Origin of the sequence: Streptomyces sp. (assembly GCF_035563135.1) — a bacterium.
Classification (GTDB): Bacteria; Actinomycetota; Actinomycetes; order Streptomycetales; family Streptomycetaceae; genus Streptomyces.
On record NZ_DATMVN010000441.1, the window covers coordinates 1 to 7105 of the forward strand.

Annotated in this window: 7 protein-coding genes and 1 pseudogene; 2 read left to right on the forward strand and 6 right to left on the reverse strand. The window is 71.0% G+C overall.

Annotation, left to right across the window (positions count from 1 at the left end):
• Window positions 1–286 precede the first annotated feature (286 nt).
• Entirely contained in the window at window positions 287–535 is a 249-nt protein-coding gene (locus VN520_RS19450; RefSeq protein ID WP_325748199.1) for a hypothetical protein, read from the forward strand.
• Here VN520_RS19450 and moaA read toward each other — a convergent pair.
• The 3 genes from moaA to VN520_RS19465 form a co-directional block, all read right to left on the reverse strand.
• Window positions 518–1507, reverse strand: a complete 990-nt coding sequence (moaA, locus tag VN520_RS19455; RefSeq protein WP_325748200.1) for a GTP 3',8-cyclase MoaA — start codon at window positions 1505–1507, stop codon at window positions 518–520. The genes VN520_RS19450 and moaA overlap by 18 nt on opposite strands.
• A 158-nt stretch (window positions 1508–1665) precedes the next feature.
• The gene (locus VN520_RS19460) at window positions 1666–3306 is read right to left on the reverse strand and encodes a cation acetate symporter (RefSeq protein ID WP_325748201.1); all 1641 of its coding nucleotides are present in this window, start codon (window positions 3304–3306) and stop codon (window positions 1666–1668) included.
• Entirely contained in the window at window positions 3303–3668 is a 366-nt protein-coding gene (locus VN520_RS19465; protein ID WP_325748202.1) for a DUF485 domain-containing protein, read from the reverse strand. The genes VN520_RS19460 and VN520_RS19465 overlap by 4 nt, the downstream gene beginning before the upstream one ends.
• Window positions 3669–3985: 317 nt before the next feature.
• Between VN520_RS19465 and VN520_RS19470 the strand changes: the two genes are divergently transcribed.
• Window positions 3986–5518, forward strand: a complete 1533-nt coding sequence (locus VN520_RS19470; RefSeq protein WP_325748203.1) for a S8 family peptidase — start codon at window positions 3986–3988, stop codon at window positions 5516–5518.
• A 58-nt stretch (window positions 5519–5576) separates the two neighbouring features.
• On the opposite strand, the pseudogene VN520_RS19475 reads toward VN520_RS19470, so the two are convergent.
• From VN520_RS19475 to VN520_RS19485, 3 genes and pseudogenes are all read right to left on the reverse strand, one after another.
• Window positions 5577–5772, reverse strand: a pseudogene (locus VN520_RS19475) (IMP dehydrogenase); the annotation flags it as partial.
• Window positions 5773–5890: 118 nt separating this feature from the next.
• Entirely contained in the window at window positions 5891–6571 is a 681-nt protein-coding gene (locus VN520_RS19480; RefSeq protein ID WP_325748204.1) for a lysoplasmalogenase, read from the reverse strand.
• Window positions 6568–7105: sterol desaturase family protein (locus tag VN520_RS19485; protein ID WP_325748205.1), on the reverse strand; the 538-nt coding region annotated here is incomplete at its 5' end. The genes VN520_RS19480 and VN520_RS19485, both read right to left, overlap by 4 nt.

The following is a 7105-nucleotide window of genomic DNA, read 5'->3' on the forward strand; positions in this document are numbered from 1 at the left end:
GGCGGCGAAGCCGGCCCCGGAGCCCGGGGCAGCCGGCCGCGTGGGCGAGCCGCGCCCCACGGACTGAGCGGCGGCACGCCCGGGGGGCCGGGAAGAGCTGAGGGCAATCATGACGTTCCGGTGCGACGGGCCCCGGGCCCCGTGGCATACTTCGTGAGCGCTCCGCATCCCCCGTCGGAGCGACGGACCGACGCCGGGCAGCTCCCCCCGTGGCTGCCCGGCGTCGCCGTTCTCCGGCGGGGGTGCGTCGCGGGGTCCTGGAGCGGGAGCGCTTAGGGTTGAGGCCGTGAACTTCCCCGATACCTCCGCCGAGAGCGCCACCGGATCACCGGTCTGTTCCACCAAGGGCTGCCGTGCCGACGCCGTGTGGGTCCTCGCCTGGAACAACCCGAAGCTGCACACCCCCGAGCGCCGCAAGACCTGGCTGGCGTGCGACGGGCACCGGGAGCACCTCTCGTCCTTCCTCGGTGTGCGGGGTTTCCTCAAGGACGTCGTGACGCTGGCGGAGTGGGAGTCCTCAGCCGCCGATCGCTGACATCGGGCGGTCGGGCTGCAGGAAGGCGGGGTCGTCGAGACCGGAGCCCGCCTTCTTGCCCCACATCGCGAGCTTCCAGATCCTGGCGATCTCCTCGTCCGGCGCGTCGGAGCGCAGGGCGCCGCGCAGGTCGGTCTCCTCGCGGGCGAACAGGCAGGTGCGGACCTGCCCGTCGGCGGTGAGCCGGGTGCGGTCGCAGGCTCTGCAGAAGGGCCTGGTCACAGAGGCGATGACACCGACGCGGTGCGGGCCGCCGTCCACGGTCCAGCGCTCCGCGGGGGCGGATCCGCGCTCCTCGTCGCCTTCCGCGGTGAGGGTGAAGCGCGTGCGCAGCGAGGCGAGGATGTCGCCCGCCGTGATCATGCCGTCGCGCTTCCAGCCGTGCTGGGCGTCGAGCGGCATCTGCTCGATGAAGCGGAGCTCGTAGGCGTTCTCCACGGCCCAGGCGAGCAGCTCGGGGGCCTCGTCCTCGTTGAGGCCGGGCATGAGGACGGAGTTGACCTTGACCGGGGTGAGTCCTGCTTCGCGGGCGGCCTGGAGCCCTTCCAGCACGTCCTTGTGCCGGTCACGGCGGGTGAGCGTCTTGAAGACGTCGGGGCGCAGGGTGTCCAGGGATACGTTGACCCGGTCCAGGCCTGCCGCCTTCAGCGCGGCGGCGGTGCGCCTGAGCCCGATGCCGTTGGTGGTGAGCGACATCCTGGGGCGGGGCTCCAGGGCGGCGCACCGCTCGACGATGGAGACGAGACCGGGGCGCAGCAGCGGCTCACCGCCGGTGAAGCGGACTTCCGTGATGCCGAGAGCGGTGACGGCGATGCGGACGAGCCGGACGATCTCGTCGTCGCTGAGCAGGTCGGGCTTGGAGAGCCACTGCAGGCCTTCTTCGGGCATGCAGTAGGTGCAGCGGAGATTGCACTTGTCGGTCAGTGAAACGCGCAGGTCGGTGGCGACCCGGCCGTAGGTGTCGACGAGCACTGTGGGCCCCCTCCCCCGATGGTGTCCGCGGTTGCGGTCTGACTCCTTCGAGACTACGCGAGAGCGGTGACATCGCGGGGGCCCGGTTGGCACGAGGTGCGGCGGGGCCCCGTCGTAGGTCTCTACGACGGGGCCCCACGCGAGGTGCGGCAGCCGGGTCAGTGGGCTCCGGTGCCGGTGAGGGACTTGACCTCGAGTTCGGCGTACTTGCCCTTGTCCGGCTCCTCCTTGGAGAGGACCGAGCCGACCCAGCCGAGCAGGAAGCCCAGCGGGATGGAGATGAGGCCCGGGTTCTCCAGGGGGAACCAGGCGAAGTCCACGTCCGGGAACATCGAGCTGGCCTTCCCGGAGACGACCGGGGAGAACAGCACCAGGAAGACGGACGAGGCGAGACCGCCGTAGATGGACCAGAGGGCGCCCTGGGTGGTGAAGCGCTTCCAGAAGAGGCTGTAGAGGATGGTCGGCAGGTTGGCCGAAGCGGCGACGGCGAAGGCCAGGGCCACGAGTCCCGCGACGTTCAGGTCGCGGGCCATCGCGCCGAGTCCGATGGAGACGACGCCGATCGCGACGGTGGCCCAGCGGGCCGCGCGCATCTCCTCCTTCTCGGTCGCCTTCCCCTTGCGGATGACGTTGGCGTAGATGTCGTGGGCGAAGGAGGACGAGGAGGCGAGGGTGAGGCCCGCGACGACGGCGAGGATCGTGGCGAAGGCGACGGCGGAGATGACGGCGAGCATGATGGCGCCGCCGGTGGTGCCGACCCCTCCGAGGTACTCGGCGAGCTGGGGCGCCGCCGCGTTGCCCGCCGGGTTCTTCGCCTTGATCTCCTCGGGCCCGATGAGCGCCGCCGCACCGAAGCCGAGGGCGATCGTCATCAGGTAGAAGGCGCCGATGATGCCGATGGCCCAGTTCACGGACTTGCGGGCGGCCTTGGCGGTCGGGACGGTGTAGAAGCGGATCAGGATGTGCGGCAGACCCGCGGTGCCGAGCACCAGCGCGATCCCGAGCGAGATGAAGTCCAGCTTCGACACGTCGGTGACGCCGTACTTGAGGCCCGGCTCCAGGAACGCGGCGCCGTGGCCGCTCTTCTCCGCGGCGGTGCCCAGCAGGTCGGAGATGTTGAAGTCGAACTTCCAGAGCACCATGAGGGTCATCAGCAGCGCGCCGGCGATGAGCAGGACGGCCTTGACCATCTGCACCCAGGTGGTGCCCTTCATGCCGCCGATGGTGACGTAGAGGATCATGAGGACGCCGACCAGCGCCACGATGAGGATCTTCCCGGCGTCGCTGGTGATGCCGAGCAGCAGCGCGACGAGGACTCCCGCGCCCGCCATCTGCGCCAGCAGGTAGAAGATCGACACGACGATGGTGGAGACGCCGGCGGCGGTGCGTACCGGCCGCTGCCGCATCCGGTAGGCGAGGACATCGCCCATGGTGTAGCGGCCCGAGTTGCGCAGCGGTTCGGCGACGAGCAGCAGGGCGACGAGCCAGGCGACGAGGAAGCCGATGGAGTAGAGGAAGCCGTCGTAGCCGAAGAGGGCGATGGCGCCGGCGATGCCGAGGAAGGACGCCGCCGACATGTAGTCGCCGGAGACGGCGAGGCCGTTCTGGAAGGCGGTGAACTGCCGACCGCCCGCGTAGAAGTCCGAGGCGCTCTTGGTCTGCCGGCCGGCCCAGACGGTGATGCCCAGGGTCGCCGCGACGAAGACCGCGAAGAGGGTGATGATCAGCGGCCGGTGCTCGGTCGTCGACGACGACGCGGCCAGCTGGGTCAAGGTGTGCGATGCGTACGCGGCGCTCATGCGTCGGCCTCCAGACGGGACTTGATCGCCGCGGCCTGCGGGTCGAGCTTGTTCGTGGCGTGGCGCGAGTAGAACCAGGCGATGAGGAACGTCGTGGCGAACTGGGCGAGGCCGAACACGAAGGCGACGTTGAAGTTCGCGAAGACGATCTTGCTCATGAAGCCGTCGGCATAGCTGGACAGCAGTACGTACAGCAGGTACCAGGCGATGAACCCGACGGTCAGGGGAAAGGCGAAGGAGCGGTGGGAGCGGCGCAGCTCGGCGAACTCCGCACTGTGCTGCGCGGCGAGGAACGCCTCGGTCGTGGGCTGGACGGGACTGCCGTCCTCAGGGCTCTGGGGCGGCGGTGCTTCGGTGGCCACGGATTCTCCTCGCGACGCGGGTGCGGTGGTGGTCGGGACGGTGGGTCTCACGGGGGAGTCCTCCGCGTTGTGGGGTGGCGGGGGCTGGATATGCACGACTCCCTGTGCAACGGCACGGAGAGCGCGGCGTAGCGGTTCACCGCAGGTTCGGTCTTCTCCCGCCGGCTCCCCCGGATGCGCCCCCTCAGGTCACACCTCGAACTCACTTGCCCGTATTCATTGATGTGCCGGGAAGGTCGGCGATAACTTCACTGGTCATGTACCGGACCGGACACGCCCGTGTCCGGCTCCACCGGCACGGATGATGTGGAGAACCCATGGCTCATCTGGCATCCAGACGGACTCGCGCACTCACGCTGCCCGTCGGACTCGCGCTCACGGCCTCGCTCGGCTTCCTTCCGACGGGGACCGCGACCGCGGCACCCGCGGACGAGCCGGTGGCCGCGGTTCGCACGGACGGCCCCGAGCTGTCGTACGTCGTGAACACGCGCGCGGGCCACGGCACCGCCAAGCAGGTACGGAAGGCGATATCCGCGGCCGGCGGGACCGTCGTGGCCTCGTACGACAAGATCGGCGTCATCGTCGTCCACTCGCAGAACCCGGACTTCGGCGCGACGATCCGCAAGGCCAAGGGCGTCCAGTCGGCGGGCGTCACCCGGACCAGCCCGCTCGTCCCGCAGGCGACGAAGGACATCGGGGTCGAGCAGCCCCTCACCGCCGGCCAGGCACGGGCGGCGTCGCAGGACGCGGTGGCGGGTCAGGACCCGCTGGAACCGCTGCAGTGGGACCTGCCCGCCATCAAGGCGGACAAGGCGCACGAGAAGTCGCTCGGCAGCAGCGAGGTCACGGTCGCGGTCCTCGACACGGGTGTGGACGACACGCACCCGGACCTGGCCCCGAGCTTCGACCGCGAGGCCTCGGTGAACTGCGTGTCCGGCGCCCCGGACACCACGGACGGCGCCTGGCGGCCCGCGGCCGGTGAGAGCGCCCACGGCACGCACGTCGCGGGCACCATAGCCGCGGCGAAGAACGGCACCGGCATCACCGGTGTCGCGCCCGGCGTGAAGGTCTCCGGCATCAAGGTGTCCACGCCGGCCGGATTCTTCTACACCGAGGCCGTCGTCTGCGGCTTCGTCTGGGCCGCCGAGCACGGCGTCGACGTGACCAACAGCAGCTATTACACCGACCCGTGGCTGTTCAACTGCAAGGACGACCCGGACCAGGGCGCCCTGGTCGAGGCGGTCACCCGCGCCACCCGTTACGCGGAGGGCAGGGGCGCCGTCAACATCGCCGCGGCCGGCAACTCGGACCACGACCTGGCCCTCGACGCCATCGAGGACCCGACGAGCCCGAACGACACGGTTCCGGTCACGCGCACGGTCGACCCGAGCGCGTGCCCCGACATCCCGACCATGGTCCCGGGTGTCGTGACGGTCTCCGCGACCGGTGCGAAGAACCTCAAGTCCTCGTACTCGAACTACGGCCTCGGGGTCATCGACGTGGCTGCCCCGGGCGGTGACTCGACGCGCTACCAGACGCCGGAGGCACCGGCCGAGAGCGGGCTGATCCTCTCCACGCTGCCCGGTGGCGGGTTCGGTTACATGGCGGGCACCTCGATGGCGTCCCCCCATGCCGCGGGGGTCGCGGCCCTGATCAAGTCGACCCACCCGTACGCGTCGGCGGCCGGGGTGAAGGCGCTGCTGACCCGTCAGGCCGACGCCACCGCGTGCGGCGCTCCGTACGACATCGACGGTGACGGCACCGTCGACGCCGTCTGCGAGGGCGGCGAGCAGTACAACGGCTTCTACGGCGCCGGTGTGGTGGACGCGCTGGACGCGGTCCGCGGGTAAGGCATGGAGGAGGGGCCGGGGACCGCTGTCCCCGGCCCCTCCCCCGTACAGGTGCGACTACGGCTTGCTGAGCACCTTGAGCGCCGTGCGCTCGTCCGTCGCCTTGTTCGGCGACGGCGTCCGTGGCGCCGAAGGCGCGGGCGATGCCGGTACGGGCCTGATGGCGGCCCAGCGCGATGAGCCGCTCGGCGGCCGAGCCGCTCGGCCGCCATGACGCCGCACAGGCCGGCCGCGCCGTCACCGACGACCGCCAGGACCCGCAGGAACACGTCGGCGGGCTGCTGGACCGTGGCGTCGGGCACCTCCTCCGCACGGACGCCGTGGGGGGCGTGGATCACAGCGGCGCGCATGCGTGCGGGTTCCTCGCTTGTCTCAGATTCCGGTACTCCTTTCGCGGTACGCCCCGGGGTCGGCGCCGGTGGGATCCGCAGATCCACCGAGCGTCCCCCGGGTGAGCAGGTACTGCGCTGCGATGTAGGTCAGCATGATCCAGAAGTCGTGGGCAGGCAGCTGCGGCCGGTCCGCGATGCCCGTGGCGATGAGCGCGTCGGAGAGCAGGAAGAGCCCGCCGCCGAGTGCCGCGAGGCGGCCGAGGGCGCCGGCCCGCCAGGCCATCGCGGTGAGGAGCAGGCCGTAGCCGGTGAGGGGGATCCGCAGTCCGCCCGGCAGGCCGGGCCACAGGAGTACGACGAAGGTCACGAGGAGGGCGGCGTAGGCGAGACCGGCCGGCCGGGAGACCCGGGCACGCCCGAAGAGCCACAGGTAGCAGACGTGGCCGAGGGCGAAGGAACCCATCCCGGCGAGGAAGGCCGCCTCCGCGTCCGGCATCAGCAGCACGTCTCCGCCCCAGCCGAACAGCAGCGCGGCGATGAGCAGCCGGGGGCCGCCCCGCGCGGCGGCGTGGGCGGCGAGCAGCGGCATCAGCAGCGGCTTGGTGGCCAGGTGGGCGGCGTCGACGCCGGTGAGGAGCCCGGTCAGGTGGAGGGCCGAGACCGCGAGGAAGGCGGCGAGCAGCGGACGTACGAGCCGGGGCGCTCCCGCGCGGGGCGTCATCCGGTGCGCTCGGTGGCGGCGCGGGGCCGCACGGTCGCGCCCACGGGGGCGCCGGCGGTGCGCGAGGGCTGCCAGCCCGGAGCGCGGAAGATCCGTCCGGCCCGTTCGCCCCAGGTGGTGGCCGCCCGTACGTCGCGGGTGATGGCGGCGTATTCGTGGGTGGCGACGCGCAAGGGGTTGTAGGTGGCGATGTTCTTGGTGAGGCCGAACACGGGCCGCTCGGTCTCGGCGGTGAAGGAGCCGAAGAGCCGGTCCCAGAGGATGAGGATCCCGCCGAAGTTCCGGTCGAGGTAGCCGCCCTGGGAGGCGTGGTGCACCCGGTGGTGGGAGGGCGTGTTGAGGACGTACTCGAAGGGCCGGGGCAGCTTGCCGACCCGTTCGGTGTGCACCCAGAACTGGTAGACGAGGTTCGCCGAGGAGCAGAAGGCGAGTGCGGCCGGGTGGACCCCGCAGGCGATGAGCGGGAGGTAGAACGGCCAGACGGTGAGGGACGTCCAGGGCTGGCGCAGGGCCGTGGTGAGGTTGAACTTCCGG

Bases quoted from the DNA above. Each gene is read 5' to 3' on its own strand.
- VN520_RS19460 (WP_325748201.1), bottom strand. From the start codon at position 3,306: ATGAGCGCCGCGTACGCATCGCACACCTTGACCCAGCTGGCCGCGTCG.
- VN520_RS19470 (WP_325748203.1), top strand. From the start codon at position 3,986: ATGGCTCATCTGGCATCCAGACGGACTCGCGCACTCACGCTGCCCGTC.
- VN520_RS19480 (WP_325748204.1), bottom strand. From the start codon at position 6,571: ATGACGCCCCGCGCGGGAGCGCCCCGGCTCGTACGTCCGCTGCTCGCC.